Here is a 2,047-nt window from a genome sequence, read left to right on the forward strand (position 1 = left end):
TCTATCTCGCTGTCTGCTTGGCTAGGCTGCACACCTTCTCCAAGCAGGCACTTTCTCTAAATCGATGTGATCGACTGAGTCTCAGCCTGTACCACATTCGCACCCTGTATCTTGGACGGCAGCGAGAACAGTATTGTAACTGATAAACTGTCCACCGGTCTGTTCACCTGCTTACTTATCATTCAATTCCCTGTACAGATTGATGAGTGTCGTGAGTAGAATCATCCATCCAATGAACGTGATAACAATTCCGTTCCCTTGATATGCAGCAAACCGATACCAAGAGTAACCCGTAGCAGACAGAAATTCGGTTAGTCCGTATGCAATCGTGAGACTGCCCAGAGTTGCACCTGCTGAATACTTCCCGATGAGTACGGCAACCTCTGTACCTGTCATATTCCCATCCAACCATCTCGTGTGTAAAGTCTTTCTCCTGTATGTTACACGCAGTTTCTAACAGGTAACGTATGAATCAGGATCCATTGCGATCCATTGCTCACCCGTACCACCACCTCGCGAATTCACGAGAGGCGTTCTACGACAGACTCGAGTCGTTCAGAAAATCCTCGAGCGTCCGTGATGACGAGAGAACGCCGCTCTTTCGACTCACTCGACTCCGGGGCGATTTTCAACAACTGTTAAGCGGCCCCGGTAACCACTCGAGGCCATGGCAGACGACGGGGAGCGTCATCGGCAGAGTCGCCTGTTTACGGACGACGACGGGTCGTTCGATCCGGAACGCGCACGCGAGGAATCTCTTCCCGTCGAGGACGGCGAGGTGATCGACACCGACGACCTCGCGGACCACCAACGCTACGTCGAGGGCCGCGGGATCTACGACGAACGGAATCGGGTCAACGACCTCACCGGAAAGGAGTGGAAGTACGCGACCAAGTCGGTGATCGCCCAGGGCTACCCACCGGCCGTCCAGCACGACCGCCGGAGCGAACACGGTGGGCAGAAACCGCCGCGGCTCTGTGCCGAGTTGATCGGCCGGTTCAGCAAAGCGGGCGACACCATCCTCGACCCGTTTGCGGGCGTCGGTGGTACCCTGCTCGGCGCGAGTTTCTGCGAACACGAGGGGACCGGTCTCCGTGAGGCCATCGGCTTCGAGCGCAACGAGCGATGGGTCGAGATCTACGAGACGGTCGTAGAACGCGAGAACGACGAGCGCCGCGCTCGCGGCGAGCCCCCCCTCGCCGCCCAGGAGATGCGCCACGGCGACTGCGCCGACCTCATCGAGGACGTCCCCGACGACTCGATCGATCTCCTGTTGACCGACGTCCCCTACTGGCACATGGACGAACTCGAGCAGACCCGAAACGAGCGAGCGACCCGCGAGAGCAAGCTGGGATCGTTCGACGACGGCTCGAGCGAGGCTGAGGACGGAGGGTGCGACGACGGCGAACTCGAGGACGAGTCGGCCCGAACGCAGACGAAAGCCGAGTGGCTCGCGGAGATGGCCGAGAAGTTCGACCGCTTCGCCGACGCGGTCGCCCCGGGCGGCCATCTGGTCGTCTTCATCGGCGACATGTACCGCGAGCAGTCCTACGAGTTCCTCTCGGCGGATCTGGCGCGAGCGGTCGAGTCGGCGGCACCGGTAACCCTCGCGGCGAATCTCGTCTGGTACGATCCCACGAAGGACCTCCACGTCTACGGCTATCCGTTCTCGTTCGTCCCCTCGATGGTCCATCAGAACGTTCTCGTCTTCCGGCCGGACGAGAGCGAGTGACGCCGTCAGACTCCCGTCATTCGATCGTCTGACGCGGTTTTATGACCACCGAGCGTCTCGGTTCGACCGGCGCGCACCGTGTTATCACCCCCATCCCCCCGTCGCGCGCCGTTTACAGCGGACGAAGGGAGAACCCGCTGGTGATCGAGTGACGGCAGCGACCGGACGCCGAGTCCGGTGTCCGCCGGCTGCCGGTACGTGGTTGTCGCCCGGATTGCTGGCGAACAGGTTCGTCGAAGAGCGTGTCATAGAAACGTTCTCAACGAAGGCAGCAGGGTGTGGAAACTGTGTCCAGCAGCGCCACAACCCTGCAAG

The 2,047-nt window shown here is 60.2% G+C and carries 1 protein-coding gene; it reads left to right on the forward strand.

Features of this window, described 5'->3' with window-relative positions; translation table 11 throughout:
* Window positions 1–667 precede the first annotated feature (667 nt).
* Window positions 668–1,732, forward strand: a complete 1,065-nt coding sequence (locus tag FYC77_RS19910) for a DNA methyltransferase (protein ID WP_149083225.1) — start codon at window positions 668–670, stop codon at window positions 1,730–1,732.
* Window positions 1,733–2,047 lie beyond the last annotated feature (315 nt).

The sequence above is a fragment of the Natrialba swarupiae genome (assembly GCF_008245225.1).
GTDB classification, from domain to species: Archaea; Halobacteriota; Halobacteria; order Halobacteriales; family Natrialbaceae; genus Natrarchaeobius; species Natrarchaeobius swarupiae.